The following is a 320-nucleotide window of genomic DNA, read 5'->3' as shown; positions in this document are numbered from 1 at the left end:
TTCCCTACTCTCACATGGGGAGACCCCACACTACCATCGGCGCTACGGCGTTTCACTTCTGAGTTCGGCATGGGGTCAGGTGGGACCACCGCGCTCTCGTCGCCAGGCAAATTCTTTACAAGTGCCGAACTTTAACCTAAAAAGTGGTGCTGATACCCAGAGTCGAACTGGGGACCTCACCCTTACCAAGGGTGCGCTCTACCAACTGAGCCATATCAGCACGCTAAATTTGATGCCTGGCAGTTCCCTACTCTCACATGGGGAGACCCCACACTACCATCGGCGCTACGGCGTTTCACTTCTGAGTTCGGCATGGGGTC

At 55.6% G+C, this 320-nt stretch carries 1 tRNA gene and 2 rRNA genes; all 3 read right to left on the bottom strand.

What is annotated here, in order from left to right:
* Positions 1–107: ribosomal RNA gene (gene rrf, locus PGR23_RS24475) — 5S ribosomal RNA — on the bottom strand; the annotation flags it as partial.
* A 37-nt stretch (positions 108–144) separates the two neighbouring features.
* Positions 145–220: transfer RNA gene (locus PGR23_RS24470), tRNA-Thr, on the bottom strand.
* A 14-nt stretch (positions 221–234) separates the two neighbouring features.
* Positions 235–320, bottom strand: a 5S ribosomal RNA gene (gene rrf / locus PGR23_RS24465); the annotation flags it as partial.

It is taken from the genome of Klebsiella sp. 141162 (genome assembly GCF_050600755.1).
Classification (GTDB): Bacteria; Pseudomonadota; Gammaproteobacteria; order Enterobacterales; family Enterobacteriaceae; genus Klebsiella; species Klebsiella aerogenes.
This window is presented reverse-complemented; position numbering and strand designations above follow the sequence as displayed.